The organism is Paenibacillus sp. J31R122 (assembly GCF_056269185.1).
In genome coordinates, this window is the sequence record NZ_JBWDNM010000001.1 from 551584 (window position 1) to 566205 (window position 14622).

At 42.5% G+C, this 14622-nt stretch carries 13 protein-coding genes and 1 tRNA gene; 7 read left to right on the forward strand and 7 right to left on the reverse strand.

From position 1 onward, the window contains the following. The first annotated feature begins 90 nt into the window (after window positions 1-90). The 3 genes from AC0YN7_RS02075 to AC0YN7_RS02085 all read left to right on the forward strand — a co-directional run bounded on the left by AC0YN7_RS02075 (window position 91) and on the right by AC0YN7_RS02085 (window position 1838). Window positions 91-636, forward strand: coding sequence for a hypothetical protein (locus AC0YN7_RS02075; RefSeq protein ID WP_475808284.1), 546 nt, complete (start codon window positions 91-93; stop codon window positions 634-636). A gap of 511 nt (window positions 637-1147) precedes the next feature. After that, window positions 1148-1351 (forward strand): cysteine-rich CWC family protein, encoded by a 204-nt coding sequence (locus AC0YN7_RS02080; RefSeq protein WP_475808285.1) that lies wholly within the window; start codon window positions 1148-1150, stop codon window positions 1349-1351. Between the two features lie 52 nt (window positions 1352-1403). Continuing rightward, entirely contained in the window at window positions 1404-1838 is a 435-nt protein-coding gene (locus tag AC0YN7_RS02085) for an N-acetyltransferase (protein WP_475808286.1), read from the forward strand. 272 nt (window positions 1839-2110) lie between these two features. Here AC0YN7_RS02085 and AC0YN7_RS02090 read toward each other — a convergent pair whose 3' ends face one another. The 3 genes from AC0YN7_RS02090 to AC0YN7_RS02100 all read right to left on the reverse strand — a co-directional run bounded on the left by AC0YN7_RS02090 (window position 2111) and on the right by AC0YN7_RS02100 (window position 3836). Next, window positions 2111-2653, reverse strand: coding sequence for a ribonuclease H family protein (locus AC0YN7_RS02090; protein WP_475808287.1), 543 nt, complete (start codon window positions 2651-2653; stop codon window positions 2111-2113). Between the two features lie 414 nt (window positions 2654-3067). Then, window positions 3068-3154 (reverse strand): putative holin-like toxin, encoded by an 87-nt coding sequence (locus tag AC0YN7_RS02095; protein ID WP_268760193.1) that lies wholly within the window; start codon window positions 3152-3154, stop codon window positions 3068-3070. Window positions 3155-3749: 595 nt separating this feature from the next. Then, window positions 3750-3836 (reverse strand) — tRNA-Leu (locus AC0YN7_RS02100). A gap of 159 nt (window positions 3837-3995) precedes the next feature. On the opposite strand from AC0YN7_RS02100, the gene AC0YN7_RS02105 reads away from it, so the two are divergent. Next, complete coding sequence (locus AC0YN7_RS02105) at window positions 3996-4898, forward strand: divergent polysaccharide deacetylase family protein (protein WP_475808288.1); 903 nt, start codon at window positions 3996-3998, stop codon at window positions 4896-4898. Here AC0YN7_RS02105 and AC0YN7_RS02110 read toward each other — a convergent pair. After that, on the reverse strand, window positions 4863-5567 hold the full coding sequence (locus AC0YN7_RS02110; RefSeq protein WP_475808289.1) for an N-acetylmuramoyl-L-alanine amidase family protein: 705 nt from the start codon (window positions 5565-5567) through the stop codon (window positions 4863-4865). The two genes, AC0YN7_RS02105 and AC0YN7_RS02110, sit on opposite strands and share 36 nt — an antisense overlap. A gap of 130 nt (window positions 5568-5697) precedes the next feature. Between AC0YN7_RS02110 and AC0YN7_RS02115 the strand changes: the two genes are divergently transcribed. Next, a complete protein-coding gene (locus tag AC0YN7_RS02115; RefSeq protein ID WP_475808290.1) occupies window positions 5698-5892 on the forward strand; it encodes a YqzE family protein in 195 nt (64 codons plus the stop codon). Here AC0YN7_RS02115 and AC0YN7_RS02120 read toward each other — a convergent pair. The 3 genes from AC0YN7_RS02120 to AC0YN7_RS02130 form a co-directional block, all read right to left on the reverse strand. Next, the gene (locus AC0YN7_RS02120; RefSeq protein ID WP_475808291.1) at window positions 5883-6782 is read right to left on the reverse strand and encodes a hypothetical protein; all 900 of its coding nucleotides are present in this window, start codon (window positions 6780-6782) and stop codon (window positions 5883-5885) included. The genes AC0YN7_RS02115 and AC0YN7_RS02120 overlap by 10 nt on opposite strands. Before the next feature lie 124 nt (window positions 6783-6906). Beyond that, window positions 6907-7854: a YqhG family protein gene (locus tag AC0YN7_RS02125; protein WP_475808292.1), complete on the reverse strand. Its 948-nt coding sequence runs from the start codon at window positions 7852-7854 to the stop codon at window positions 6907-6909. Beyond that, window positions 7851-9674: a DEAD/DEAH box helicase gene (locus AC0YN7_RS02130; RefSeq protein WP_475808293.1), complete on the reverse strand. Its 1824-nt coding sequence runs from the start codon at window positions 9672-9674 to the stop codon at window positions 7851-7853. Before AC0YN7_RS02130 ends, AC0YN7_RS02125 begins: the two co-directional genes overlap by 4 nt. A 276-nt stretch (window positions 9675-9950) precedes the next feature. Between AC0YN7_RS02130 and AC0YN7_RS02135 the strand changes: the two genes are divergently transcribed. After that, a complete protein-coding gene (locus AC0YN7_RS02135) occupies window positions 9951-12581 on the forward strand; it encodes an adenosylcobalamin-dependent ribonucleoside-diphosphate reductase (RefSeq protein ID WP_475808484.1) in 2631 nt (876 codons plus the stop codon). Window positions 12582-13043: 462 nt separating this feature from the next. Beyond that, a complete protein-coding gene (locus AC0YN7_RS02140; RefSeq protein WP_475808294.1) occupies window positions 13044-14411 on the forward strand; it encodes an extracellular solute-binding protein in 1368 nt (455 codons plus the stop codon). Window positions 14412-14622 lie beyond the last annotated feature (211 nt).

Consider the following 14622-nt stretch of genomic DNA (forward strand, 5'->3'; position numbering starts at 1 on the left):
ATGAAATTGCAACGATAAGGATACTTACCAATATTACGAAATATAGTACAATGGGGTAGGGATTAAACTTTTATTAAAGAATGATTTTATTTGAAAGTAGCGAAGAAAATGATTGAATTTCTACGGAATAAAGGAATTAAAGCGTACAACGAAATTTTAGAGATAGCAGAGCAACCTAATTTACTGTTTTCAAATGACAGAGAACAGTACAACGCGGAAGCCAAATATAATGTTTACACTATTCATAAGCTAAACAAATTGATTAAGCAACAAAGTATTTCTTTAAGCGAGCTAGATTGTATATTTAGCTTTATCGAAACGTCATGGTGTGCTTACTTAAACAAGCATTTTAGTGGCAAAACATTTGTTTTTTACATGTGGGGAGATTATCTAATACCAGCTATTAGAGTATCAGTAATTTCTTTTTATAAGAATTTAGAATTGCCTTTTGGATGCGAACTGAATAAAGTAAACGATAAAAAAGATGTGCTTAGTAAGTACCAAGAAACAGCTAAGTTTGATGGAGTAACTGTTCTTGAAGCGGATGAATCAGAGATAAATAAGGATGAAACTGAAAGCAATTATATACTTACTGTATACTTTAAAATTATTGAATCATGTTTGTTGATTGACTAATATAAGGTATCTCAAACAGAAAATGATTGCCGAGTGACAAGGAAAAACGAGTAGTCTCGACAATCCTTCATTTTGTCGAAAGGATATCGCTGTGAAAGCACATATTCATCTTGCGGCTTTCAGGCAAAGACTCTCATTAGTTCCACATTGTGAAACTAATGAGAGTCTCTGTGGAGTTCGAGGCGAATTAGTTTCACAATGTGGAGCTAATTTACCGGAAAGAGGATTCGGATTGAGCTAACCCAGCAATTAATTTCATTTCCTGAGACTAAATCGAAGCTCACCCTTTTGCGGCCTCAATTAATTTCAAATATTGAAACTAAGGGAGCATAGCAGAAAGCAGGTATGCAAGCTAATATTCAATCGCATTGCTTATTTAGCACGGAAAATAGGAATTACAACATGTCTTTTTCAAAATAAAAGCCAAGTAGCTGACTATAATATCAATGATTGAACCAATAAAATATGATTATATCAAAAGCATATCATTATTATGTTGAGGTGACGAAATGTGAATAAAGATATCAGACAAATAGATCATCGGTACTGCCCATTGTGTGACCGTGAAAACCATTGTAGTGTCGAAAGAGGTGAATGTTGGTGTTTTCACACAAAGTTGCCGCAAGAACTGCGAGATCGAATACCAGAAGAACTAAGAAATAGAGTTTGTATTTGTAGCAAATGCGTCGAGGAATACAAAACACAACAACTGTGACACTTTCGAATTAAGATCTGTTTTTGAAAATCGAAGTTAGGTGGGATAGGTAATGGTTTTGAGATCATTTACAAATAATGATTTGGATAAAATGGTGAAGATTTGGCTTGATGGATCAAAACAGGCTCATGATTTCATTGATGAAGATTATTGGGAAGAAAACCAGATAGCGATGAAAGACTTATATTTTCCTATGTCTCAGTCGTATGTCATAGAAGAAGATGATATTATAGTGGGTTTTATCTCTATAGTTGATAACTACTTAGCTGCTTTATTTGTCGATGCAAACGAGCAAGGTAAAGGGTATGGGAAGATGCTTCTAGAACAAGTTAAAGAGCAGAAAGAACATTTGGAATTAAAGGTATATCAAGAAAACAAAAAAGCTCTTGGATTTTATTTGAAAAATGGCTTTGTTATTTCGGAAGAATCAATTGATGAAAATACTTCTGCTAAAGAGTATGTTATGACTTGGAAAAGAGAGGAATGATCAAATAAATGGTCAATTTTATAAGAAGGTGAGGATAATTGACTACATTCTGGACATTCCAGACAGAACATGTCTGGGAAAAGTTTAAGAATCAAAAATGCACTATTAGATTCTAGATATTTTCCAAAGTTATGGTGTTTTTATATAGACCTTAAATAAAGCATGGACTTTATTGTGCGAACGGGAAAAATTTACTTAATAGAGAGGCTTCATCTGACTAGAAGACTATTTGAAATTCGAGTATCGAGAATTTTCTTATCTATCAAGGGGATTTATTTAATTGTGAAACCTTCCTGCTCATACTTTTTAGCAACTTGTCTAGACGCATTATGAGCCATTCTGTGTAAATGATTATTTTTCTTGTGTTTGCTAATGTACTTTACACGTACTTCAACCTCAGGAAACCTATTTTTCAAATTAGCTAGACAAGATAATATTTCATCTCTTGCATTTTCATGATGCGGATGTGGAAAGTAGTCTTTTGATAAAATTCGTGTTATAGAACTACAATCAGTAAATATGATTGCTGCTTTCGGTTGATGCTCTGCTAGTGCTTTTGCGAGTATTTCAAGACTGTAAACGATAGCTTGTAATTCACCGTAATTTGAACCTCCATCTTGTTCAATTAGTAGTTTCTTGGAGGTAACATTTATAGTCCGATTATAGACAAAACAGCAAGCTACACCATGATCATTTCGTGCAGCAAAACCAGCGTAATCGCAATAAAGGAAAATTATTCCTTTGTTAAGAATGTTTTGTCTTAAACTAGGGTTGTCATATGCTTTTTTTATCAATATGTCCTTGGTTGAATGCAATGGTTGGTAGTTCTCCTTTAATGAGATAGTATTGAGAGAAGTGCTATGCGATAAGGATAAACCTAAAGACTAAGATTTAAACATATGCTCAGTGAAATGTTAAGTATTGGATTTAGTTATTCTATCTGTTTCATTTTCATAGATATAGGAAGACATGCGGTTAAAAGACCATTTCGAAGTAAATGAAATAAAGTATTCGCGAGTGTGTTAACTAGCAGGGGCAAGGAATATTCCAGTTCGAGTTTTAGTGGTGAGCCAAACACTTGGAGTGTAAAAAAGTAATTAATCACATGATTGATTGCTTACTTATAAAAAAAGTCAGATCAATTGAGATGACCTGACTTGTACGACGGAGGCTTGTAAATGGCGGATTTATTTAGTATGGTTTCAAACCAAAACTAGTGCCAAGTTAGATCATTTCCTCTTGTCAATATAGGTTAACAGTGTGAGTATAAATAACCCAAATGCAAACATGATTGAAAGAGCTTGAAATATATCCATGCTTACAACCTCCACCTTTCTAGTGAGGTGTCCGCCGTGTACAAGTCGCCTAATGTAAACATAATGTATATTGGGTATATATGGAAGTGTATAATGGACTAAATAGATGTGAGTGTTTATTCTACATAAAGTGATAAGATGGCTATTTATACTATAAATATGTAGGATTAATGTGACTTATCATGGGACATTAGCAGGTGAGGAAATATATCGCATACTAGTAACTGAGACTACAAATATAGATAACAGTGTATTAATGATCAGGGTGTTGGATCAAACGTCGGTCAAATTAATCATAACCACACTGAACATAATTTATATGTGATTGAATGACTGTTTAATAAAGAGCACGGAAGTGATTCTTTGTTAAGTAATTAACTTGTCAAAACCTTTAGGGTCAAGACTATCAGGAGTAATTTCACTGAATGAAATTGCTTCTTTTTTTGTTTTCGAATTACAAGACAGACATATATCATATTTCGTTTTTTTCTCATTGAGTTTTTGGAATTGGGGGTCGCTGTGATTGGCAAATAAAAAAAGGTTCTGGTAAGCCTATTTATTACTAGGCTTCCCAAAACCTTTAAAATTGTTTAGTTGGTGCGGTCGAGAGGACTCGAACCTCCACGGCTGTTACACCACTAGAACCTGAATCTAGCGCGTCTGCCAATTCCGCCACGACCGCAAATATTGTGTCAACAGAAAATATATTACCATGCTGGTAAGGCGACAGTCAAGTTAATTATTCAATTAATTATTCAATTATTTATCTGTTTATTTTTCAAATTAGAGCATATTTTTCCTCGACATCACAAACAATAAAAGGATAGAAAGAGGTGGGGTAATGATGTATGAGCAAAGCGATACAAATAATAACTGCTATATGAAAAAGTCATCACAAATTAAGGCTAGACCATACATACGGATGACTACTACACTATGCTTGTCTATGGCCTTATGTTTGGGAAGTGGAGTAGTAAAAGCAGAGGTAACTTTGGAATCATCCTCTGCTGGAATGATTCCTGCGCCTGAGCAGCAACAAAAACGCACCTTGGCGATTGTAATTGATGATTTTGGCAATGACATGAAAGGCACAGATGAAATGATGAAGCTGCCTGTCAAATTTACAGCTGCGATCATGCCTTTTATGCCGACAACAAAACAGGATGCAGAAGAGGCTCATCGTCTCGGTCATGATGTCATCATACATATGCCGATGGAGCCGAATAAGGGGTTAAAGAAATGGCTTGGACCAGGTGCGTTAACGGTTGATTTAACAGACGCGGAAGTACGTCAACGTGTGGAAGAAGCTATCCGTAATGTTCCTCATGCAGTAGGTATGAACAATCACATGGGGTCTAAGGTAACATCAGATGAACGAATGATGCGGATTATTCTTCGTGTTTGCAAGGAGAATGGTTTATTTTTCCTAGATAGCCGAACCTCTTACAAAACAGTTGTCCCAAAAATAGCGGCGGAGCTAGATGTCCCAATTGTCTCAAATGATGTTTTTCTGGATGATGTTCACACCATCCAGCATATAACCAAGCAAATTGATGTACTGCGTAAACATTTAGAATCCCACGTCAGCTGCATCACAATTGGACATGTAGGCGTTTATGGTGACAAGACGGCATCTGTCCTGAAGCAATCTATACCTGTGCTGCAGCCGAACGTACAATTCGTAAAATTGTCGGAGCTTATTCGTCCATCAGTGAGTGATCCATTTATACTGCCGAATTCCTGAGGCAATTGCACCTGCAATTTCCAGCTGCTTGCGCGAATCTGTTAACATGGCTCGATCGGCTTCACTGCTTATAAAACCCATCTCGACAATAACAGCTGGCTGGTGAACGCGCTTCAGTAAATAGAACGGCTTTCCTTCCCTTGGGAGGAAAGCTGTATTTTGCTGTCTGTTTAGCGCATCTTGAATACAAAAGGCAAGCAGGGCGCTCTCTCCATGCAATTGGTGGAGGACAAGCGGCCCGCGTTTTGACTTGTTTTTGGCTGAATTAACATGCAAGCTTACGAGCAGCTCACTGTCAATTTCTTCTGTCAATTGGCGACGGTGTGACAAATCCTTCAAATGTCTGGAGCGACTAACATGCCAGCGGTTATCCTCGCTTAACGCATAGTCGCTTGTACGATTCATAACGGCTGGAATACCTTGGCTCCGCAGTAACACATATAGCTTCTTAGCGATAGCTAAATTAATATCCTTCTCCAGTGTATCGCCAGATGAGGCGCCGCCGTCGATGCCACCGTGTCCAACGTCAATAATGACAGTTGTTGATGGCAGTACCCAGTTATCGGTAGCAACCGGCAGCAGCGGCCATGCAGCCGATGAAACTGTGGTGACGTTAACGAGTACAGCGATCAGCATACAGTTAAAAGCTAATAGTATTTTTCGCAGCATAACAAATGTTCCTCCAAACACTTAGGTGTGACATTAGCGTGGCTGTTTTGAGGGGAACTCATGCATGTTTACATTCGGATAAAACGGGGCAACCTTATAATATCTTATTTAAGCATGGAGGGTGAAGCAAATGGCAAAAAGCGATGAGTATGTTAAATATGTTACAGAGCAATTTATCACTTATATCGAAACTCCCCGGGAAGAGCGGAAGCAAATAAAAACGTCAGCCAAAGCGAGTAGAGAGCCATGGATGACGCGGTGGTTTGGTTGGGGTCCAATAAGTGTCATACTTTGGTGGCGAGGTCGAACGGAGCGTCACCGGTAAAAGTCGCCATTATCCATTAATAGACTAAATGGTAAGTATCTGCGATCGGAGCCATCTTCATTATTTTCTAGAGCTATAAAAATAATGCCATTGTCCCATTTGTGGTAGCCTGTTATGGACCACACATACAGCATTTGTCCATCGAACAGTTCAGCTATGTAGCGGAGCTGTTCTTTGTTATTCAATTTATTCAATAAAGAAGAGTATGAGTTGGCTTGTAGCATGAGTGGTTCCTTGGTAAGCCAAGGCATTTTGCCATAAGGATCAAAGGAAGCTATTGTAACACTTTTAGATAGCTTCGATTTTGTTGGGAATGGCTTTAATGACGATGATTGGTGCTCTATTTTGCTTGCATTAATCCATCCGTCTGCCTCCACAGGAAGCTGTTCACCAGTAATAGCATCTGTAAAATAGGTTTCTTGATTCGTTGTTACCTTCCATGCAGCGAGCAGCGGGTTAATATAGATAGCTTCTATTTGATTTGCGGGCTTAAGCAGCTCTAGCTGCTTGATTGAACGCTGCATAGTCTGTACTTTAAATGGCGAATCACTGCCGATGCCGTATTCTCCTAACTGATACCCGCCCTGATCGACAGCGTTAATGACCAAATATCCAACGACCTGCTCCTTCTGTTTAACAAGGACGAGCCAGCTATGTGTGCCAGGACCGAGAGGGGAAATGTCCAGCGTTGCGAGCTTCCACTTCTCAAATTGCGGCTGATCCGCTAGCTCCTTAACCCAACGTTCGGCTTGCTGTTGAATCGATTGATTAGCCTTCTCCAAATTTGTTGTAATCGCAGCAGTTGCTGACTGATTTTGCATTCCACTGGAAAAAAGTAATACAGTGCTTAGTATACAAGCGGTTATTATTCGAAATAACTGTTTTCGCATATTCAATCACCTCTGTTCCATTGTATAGGACAAGCTTTAAGAAGGCTGTTGCAACCTGTCGCGTAACGGCGGTCACTATACCGCCGTTTTTTGACGTATGGCAACAGATATCGTCTAATGCTTGTCAGTCGATGCCTTCCAAATGAAAGATGCCGCAATTTATGGCGGATGAGGTCACTCTAGGCTCATACTGCCAGCGGATTTCAGCTTGTCGCTGTGTAAACTGCTCTTGAATTGCAGGCTTTGTTTCCTCAGTCGCATGATTAATCAGCGGCTCGTAATAAGAATTGACTCGATCAAGCTCATCTTCCAGCCTAGCAGAGGCCGATTCGGCCCAGCTATAATCATAAGCTCTAAGCTTACGCTCCAATACTTGCTCCACGATTCCGAGTGCTTTATTGAATGAAATGCCATTTCTCGTAATGTGAATATTAGCCGGAAGACGCGGAGTCAGCTTATGCGATAACAATCGGTCGTAAAATTGCTCGACACATTGACCGGTTGCCAGTGAAACACCAAAGCTATGAATTTCCTCACGCTTCTGATCACAGGCAAACTCGACTCGCATATTAACGCCCAGCCAGGCGGTATAGGGAGTAGAGCTGAATGGCGTGCTGCTCCGTTTTTCTGGTTCTTGGAATAAATAGACGTAACTACCCTTCGCCTTGGCGGCATCGAACAACTGGTCGAGCTTGCGCGCACCGAAAAATAAATCCTCGCGAGGTACGCGTACAGGTGCAGCTAAGCTTCCGTGTATGAATCCAAGTGAACGCCCGAGCGCAGCATTAGCAGCTGCGTCAGCCTCTGTTACGGCAGTCTCTGCTTTCTTTGCTGTTTCTAGTTCAATGGTCATATCATATTTTTGCTTGTCGGTGACAAATAAGAAGGTCATCGTTTCGGGCTCTGAGCCTACCCGATCCACGAAGCTCCAATAGTAAGGTCGATTCGTTAGCTCCCGATCGGCGGCGGGTGACAGTTTAACTGTGAAATGAGATGGTGATTTTTCTAAAATAGAACATTCTGTCGCTTCCAAAAAACGATTTACAAATTTGTGCACCTGTTTCTCGTTCAAGGCCGCACCTCCACCGTTTGTCCAAGAGAATCAAAATTAACAATTAAATTAGGAGCCGTCTCTACCGTCACTTCACTCGTTTTCACCTCGTCGCGAATACGGCTGAGCGAGGAACCTAGGTGATTAATTTTCTGCTTCAGCTCGTTATCGCTACCGGCTTCCAGCAGCAGCCGAGCAAGTCTCTGCTCTATCGAGCCGTCACTTTTTTCAAAGCGTTCCAAAATATGATCAAGCTCACCAATGACAAGCTCGAATAAGTTGATTTTCTCATGCAGCAAACCGACGATATGCTCTTCAATCGTTCCGATTGTGCATAAATTATAAATTTTTACATCCTCGGTTTGACCTAGACGGTGAACGCGTCCAATTCGCTGCTCCACTCGCATTGGATTCCATGGCAAATCAAAATTGATCATGTGGTGGCAAAATTGCAGGTTAATACCTTCGCCTCCGGCTTCTGTTGCTATCAGAATTTGAGCTCGACCGCGAAACAAATCCATCATCCAATCCTTTTTACCTCGGTTCATGCCGCCGCGGTAGGGAACAGCGATCATATTTTGCGCTCGGAAAAACTGCAGCAAATATTCTTGAGTCGCTCGATATTCGGTGAAAATAATGACCTTGTCATCCATTTCCTTGACAAGCTCCATCGCTTTCTCTGCTTTCGTATTCGCTTTAATGCTCCGAATTTTCTCGACAAGCTCCCAGATCTTCGGACGCATCGGAGAATCCTCGGCTGTTTTTTTGAAGAGATTCACTAGAGTCAGAAACACTGCGTCGCGGCTGCTGCAAACCTCACGCTGCAATGTGACAAGCGACAGCATGCTTGTCATGTCACCGCCGCTCTCGTCATAACGCTCCTTCACAAAGCCAGTGACTGCGTCATAGAGCGCCTTTTCTTCTTCGGAGAGGTTAAGCGGAATGTTCTTCACTATACGTTTCGTGAAGTTAATGCCTCCATCTCCGCGGCGATTGCGGATCATTACGCCCGATAATGCTTCATGCAGCTGCTCCTCATTTTTAGGCAGACGTTTATCGACTACGAAATTCGCGGCAAATTCACTTTGTCCACCAAGCTGGCCAGGCTTTAGAAGCGTAATGAGATTGAATAGCTCGTCCAGATCATTTTGGATCGGAGTAGCTGTGAGTAAAAGACAATACTTTTTGCGCAAAATATTAGCGAATTGGTAATTCGTCGTTTTTTTATTTTTGAGCTTATGCGCCTCATCGATAATGATTAGATCATAGTCGATACTGAGTACGAGCTCGCGATGCGGGTCGCGTTTGGCGGTATCTATCGAGGCTACGACGATATCGTATCCCCAAGTATGCGCCTTTTTCTGGGCTACAGCCGATATCCCAAACTTCTGATTCAGCTCTCGCACCCACTGAAGCACTAGCGATGCAGGTACGAGAATTAATACCCGTTTTGCAAGACCGCGAACCATATACTCTTTTAAGATGAGCCCAGCTTCTATTGTTTTGCCTAGACCGACTTCATCTGCCAAAATAGCACGACCGCCCATTTCGTGCACGACTTTGCGGGCTGTACTAATTTGATGCGCCATCGGCTCGAATGCCGGAAGTGTCCGTAAGCATTGCAGTTGATCGAAGCTTTCAATGCGTTTCGACTGCTCAGCTTCCATCGCAAGCTGATACAAGGTCCAATCGTCCCAGGGGCCACCTCGCGTCGTACGATTTTGCAGCTCTTCAAACCATGTACGATCATACTGTAAATCAACAAGCGGATGCAGCTTGCGGCTGACTATAACTGAACCTGTCTCAGCTGATGCAGCTTGTGGTGTTGTATTAAATGACATTAAGATCAGCTCCTTCCGCAAAATAAGGGATAAGTTATATGTAGTATTGCCTTTTCATTAGAGAATAATAAGAAGCCTTCTAAAATAGAGTATGGACAAGCATAGACGTGAGAGAAGGCGTATAAGCGGATAAGCTTTAGAAATTTAGCCACATATGAATGTGTATATCAATATGTTGTGTAGTATAATTGTTTTAGACCACAATATATTGTGCTTTGAGCATATATTGGGATACATATGGCTTGGTGCGCAGTGAATAGAGGAGGAATTATATTGCTGGAAACAACACAAGTAAATCGGTTAGAAGGACTGAGCGAAAAAATATTTTTGGATCGATACGCTTGGAAAAACGCTGATACGAACGAAACGAAGGTCGGTGACGTTGTACTTGTTCTGACGAAGGAGGATCCGAAATTCCCTGCAAAGGAAGTTGGCGAAGTAGTGGCGCGACAAGGTAGCGCGGTTACGGTGAAGCTGCGTAGCGGCGATATCATTGAATCGACAGTTGAGAAGTTGACGCTAACGATAGAGAAGACACCTGTAGAGATGTGGGAGCGGCTCGCGGGCGCGATGGCTTCCGTAGAAGTCACCGAGGATAAGCAGCAGGAATGGCGAGAGAAATTTAAATATATTTTGGAAGATTGGAAGCTAGTTCCCGGAGGACGAATAGCAGCTGGTGCAGGAGCAAGCGAGGAGCTGACGTTGTTCAACTGCTACGTCATTCCTTCACCGAAGGACAGTCGGGGCGGAATTATGCAAACACTCACGGAAATGACTGAAATTATGGCGCGCGGCGGCGGTGTAGGAATGAATTTATCTTCGCTTCGTCCTCGCAGAGCAATCGTTGCCGGCGTGAACGGTTCTTCCAGCGGTGCGGTATCATGGGGCGGACTGTTCAGCTACGCGACGGGGCTAATTGAGCAGGGAGGCAGCCGTCGCGGAGCATTAATGCTGATGATAAATGACTGGCATCCGGATGTGCTTGAATTCATAACGATTAAACAAACAATGGGTCAGGTGACCAATGCCAACTTATCCGTATGTGTAAGCAATGCTTTTATGAAGGCTGTCAAAGAGGATCTGGATTGGGAGCTCGTATTTCCGGATACGAAGGAAGTGGATTATGATGAGATATGGACGGGTGATATTGATAAATGGCGAGAACTTGGTAAAAAAGTAATTCACTATAAGACCGTGCGCGCGCGTGATGTATGGCAGACGATTATTGAATCCGCTTGGAAATCTGCTGAGCCCGGTATCGTATTTATGGAATACTACAATCAGATGTCGAACAGCTGTTATTTTAACCCGATTATTAGTACGAATCCGTGTGGTGAACAAGGCTTGCCAGCTTGGGGTGTTTGCAATTTATCAGCAATCAACTTATCTAAATTTTACGATGAGGAAAGTCATGATGTGGCGTGGGATGATCTAGCCAAGGTGACGAGATGGTCGGTACGATTCCTCGATAATGTAATTGATAAGACGCCGTATCATTTTGAGGAAAACGAGCAAAACCAGAAGCTAGAGCGGCGTATAGGGCTTGGTACAATGGGGCTTGCGGAGCTGATGATTAAATTAGAAATTCGATATGGCAGTCCGGAGTCGTTAGTATTCTTAGATAAGCTGTATGCGTTTATTGCGCGTGAATCCTATTTGGGATCGACTGAAATTGCTGGGGAGAAAGGTTCGTTTAAAGCTTTTGATGCGGTGAAATATGTTCAGAGCGGCTTTATGAAAAATATGATTGATGAGTTCCCAGAGATTGGAGACGCGGTTGCGGAACGCGGAATGCGCAATGTTACAGTCATAACGCAAGCACCGACAGGCAGTACAGGTACGATGGTCGGCACGTCCACGGGAATTGAGCCTTATTTTGCATTCGAGTATTATCGTCAGAGCCGACTTGGATTTGATAAGCAATATGTGCCGATTGCTGCGGAGTGGAAGGATGCTCATCCTGGGGAGGAATTACCGGATTATTATGTGACATCAATGAGCTTGTCGGCAGAGGATCATATTCGCGTACAAGCTGCCATACAGCGCTGGGTTGACAGCTCGATTTCGAAAACGGCGAATTGTCCGGCTGATTTTACGGTGGAAGAGACAGGCAGACTATATGAGCTTGCTTTTGAGCTGGGCTGCAAAGGGGTAACGATCTACAGAGACGGAAGTCGTGATGTTCAGGTGCTGTCGACGAAGAAGGAAGAGTCGGCGGAAGAAAATACGAAGCTGGCAGATGATCAAGGGTCAGAGAAGGAAGATTCACCTGTTATAAATAGCAGTGAGAAGCCTAATGACGCTGACTTAGAGGTGCTAACGGCTTCAAATCTACGGGCGAATCAAGTGCTGGATAAACAATATAAACGTCGCCCGCAAGTTTTACGTGGCGCTACTTATAAGGTCAATACGCCCTTCGGTATGGCATATATAACAATCAATGACTTGAACGGCACACCTGCTGAAATTTTCTTAAATGTAGGCAAAGCGGGTTCGGATGTTTTCGCCATGGCAGAAGCTTTAGGCCGAGTTTGCTCGTTATTTCTGCGTTACGGTGAGCATGGCAATAAAGTGAAGCTGCTTATTAAGCATTTGAAGGGTATAGGAGGCACGGGTGCGATCGGCTTCGGTGTTAATCGTGTAGAATCCATCGCTGATGCGGTTGCGAAGTCATTGGAGATTCATACGGAGAGCGGTGAAGAGCACGCTGCGGCGATTGAAAGTTCTGAATTGTTAGGGATGAATTCTCAGGCAGATGAGTTACCTCCAGAAAAGCTAATTGAATCAAGCGTTCAAACGAAAGGAGAGGGCTCGCGCGATCTCTGCCCGTCATGCGGCTCCGCTACATTGATCAATATTGAGGGCTGTAAGCAGTGCAGTAATTGCGGGTATAGCAAGTGTAATTAGGGGTAGAGACGATCATTCTGATGGAGGATTGCACCGGTCCACTTTGATATCAATTTCAATTTTTCGCCTATAAACAACGTCTTTCGTTTTATAGGGGAAGGGATGGAGTTGACCTGCTTACTTATTCTGACGAGGTTCTTCTCCAAATTCCTCGAATTACCAGGCTCAACAACATATAATGTGAACAGCATGGCGATCTATAAGGTTTCATTCCACGAGTTGGAGGCTTTATGCCAACGTTATGGAACTGGTTAGTAGTATAACGGCAATGAGGGGGCTGTCCCGAAGCAGAGTAATCTGCTAGGAGCAGCCTTCTTCGTTGAGAGTATGAGAAATGATAGACTCTGGTTTATATAATATGCGTTGTGGTAATCATTCTATCATTTTTGTATACTATATATGAACCAGGAGTTATCAGGAATATAAAAGAGATTTTAAATCATGCTTTAAGGAGCAGGCAAGATGGCTAAACCGGACCGAAATACATTTCAGAATCGATTGAATGAGCTGCTGAGTTCCATACGTCAGAACATTGTGAGCGGAACTTACAAGCCCGGCGATTTTCTGCCAGCGGAGACGGCTTTGGCGGACCAATTCCAACTCAGTAAAAATTCCGTACGCATTATATTGGAGAAGCTGAGAGAGGAAGGGCTCATCATCAAGCTTCCTAGAGTTGGCACCCAGGTAGCTGCGAGGCCTCAGCAGAAGGTAGTTCGCTTCGGCGTTTACCCTTCGCTGTATGAGGAAGCGAATATAGGCGAGCTAATTGAAAGGTTCGAGAAGGCTCACCCATCCATCAGGATAGAGCAGTTAAAGCTGCCATACTTTCAGGCAGAAAGCACGAAACAGCTGCTGCAATCAGGCATTGTGGACGTGATTACATTGAATCACACGGATTATTTACATTTTCAAGAGTTTAAGAATCTGCATGTGCTCGAACATTTTACTCCTCAGCAAGAGGTGTATCCTTTCCTGAATGCCTTATTCGCAACCGATGAGGGAACAGTAGCCGTGAGGCCGTTTATCTTTTCTCCGGTGGTGCTTTGTTACAATAAAGAACATTTCCAGCAGCGTCGGCTGTTCGAGCCGGACAGCAGCTGGGATTGGCAGGATCTGCGCGAAGCACTGGGCAAAGTCGCTGCCCCCAACCGCTTCGGCTTGTTCTTTCACATATCCTCCTATACGCGTTGGCCGATCTTCTTCTTGCAGAATCAAGTGAAGTTCCAGAGAGACGAAGAGGGGCTTCTGTCACTCACCGACCCGGATGCGCTTAGTTTATTGCGCTTTCTTCGTGAGCTGATTCATGAAGAGGGGATGTTCCCGCTCGTGATGTCGTTCGGGGAGCATGATGCGGAGAAACTGTTCAAGCAGCAAAAGGTCTCGGTTATTCTCACAACCTATTATCGATTGAATCAATTAAGGGATGCAGAGTTTCCGTTCGATATTGCCCAACTTCCCAAATCCCGCTCCCATGACACGCAGCTTCTGACCACTGGCATTGCGGTAGGAGCAATGTCCGCTCAAAAGGAGGAGGCCAAGTGTTTCGCGGATTTCCTGCTGTCCGAAGAAAGTCAGACCTTCATCCGACGTCATTCGTTCAGTCTGCCATCGAATAAATGGGTGACGGAGACGACTCAGCCTGAACTACCGAACAAGCCTGCACGACTCGAGCTCCATAGGGAGCTTATTCCCCACTATGCGACTCATGATCGTCTGCAGCTGTCTTTTGATGAGATACAGACACTGGGCGGTTGCTTGGGACAGTACTTTTCCGAATTGGTCGATGAAGAGGGATTGATTCGTTTATTCAATAAACAGTTGAAGTTGTAAAAGGAGCTTATTTGATGCAGAAGTAAGCAAAAAGGCCTGGGCGAAGGTGTATTCCTTCACTCAGGCTTTTTTTTCTTTTTTTGGAACTACAAAAAACCAATTGACCTAAAAAAATTGCATATGCTATTATGAATACAAAGTTACATATACTACATATGAACCACGATGAAATCGTTTACAGTCAAGACGGAAACTAGGGAGGATGATAATA

Excerpts from the sequence above, each read along its gene's own strand:
- AC0YN7_RS02115 (WP_475808290.1), top strand. The coding sequence starts at position 5,698 with ATGGCAAAAAGCGATGAGTATGTTAAATATGTTACAGAGCAATTTATC.
- AC0YN7_RS02105 (WP_475808288.1), top strand. The coding sequence starts at position 3,996 with ATGATGTATGAGCAAAGCGATACAAATAATAACTGCTATATGAAAAAG.
- AC0YN7_RS02140 (WP_475808294.1), top strand. The coding sequence starts at position 13,044 with ATGGCTAAACCGGACCGAAATACATTTCAGAATCGATTGAATGAGCTG.
- AC0YN7_RS02095 (WP_268760193.1), bottom strand. The coding sequence starts at position 3,154 with ATGGATATATTTCAAGCTCTTTCAATCATGTTTGCATTTGGGTTATTT.
- AC0YN7_RS02110 (WP_475808289.1), bottom strand. The coding sequence starts at position 5,567 with ATGCTGCGAAAAATACTATTAGCTTTTAACTGTATGCTGATCGCTGTA.
- AC0YN7_RS02085 (WP_475808286.1), top strand. The coding sequence starts at position 1,404 with ATGGTTTTGAGATCATTTACAAATAATGATTTGGATAAAATGGTGAAG.
- AC0YN7_RS02130 (WP_475808293.1), bottom strand. The coding sequence starts at position 9,674 with ATGTCATTTAATACAACACCACAAGCTGCATCAGCTGAGACAGGTTCA.
- AC0YN7_RS02120 (WP_475808291.1), bottom strand. The coding sequence starts at position 6,782 with ATGCGAAAACAGTTATTTCGAATAATAACCGCTTGTATACTAAGCACT.